Source organism: Pseudoalteromonas sp. 19-MNA-CIBAN-0066, assembly GCF_040308705.1.
In the GTDB taxonomy this organism is placed as follows: Bacteria; Pseudomonadota; Gammaproteobacteria; order Enterobacterales; family Alteromonadaceae; genus Pseudoalteromonas; species Pseudoalteromonas nigrifaciens.
This window is the reverse complement of record NZ_JBEONZ010000208.1, coordinates 1-273: the sequence shown is the minus strand read 5'-3', so window position 1 is coordinate 273 and position 273 is coordinate 1. Positions and strand designations below refer to the sequence as shown.

At 27.8% G+C, this 273-nt stretch carries 1 protein-coding gene; it reads left to right on the top strand.

What is annotated here, in order from left to right:
- The coding region (locus AAEZ18_RS18845) for a hypothetical protein (protein WP_352255933.1) at positions 1 to 273 on the top strand (273 nt) is incomplete at both ends.

Sequence of the window (273 nt, the reverse complement as noted above, 5' to 3'; positions counted from 1 at the left end):
ACTCAGTTCAAACAACCTATTGATGACTTACAAGTAACAATTAGTGATTTAGAAGGGTCTTCAAACAATGATAATAAAGTTATTTTTAACGATGTTTTACTCACAATAAGTAATTTAAAACATGCAATTATAAGCTACCTCTATAAACCTAATTTTTATGAAGCACAAAATGTAAAACAAAACTTAAATCACTCACATAAAAAACTAACGAGCACCTCTGTAATAAATGAATCCCTCTCCAATAAAACAACAAGCTTAAAACAAGCTTATAAC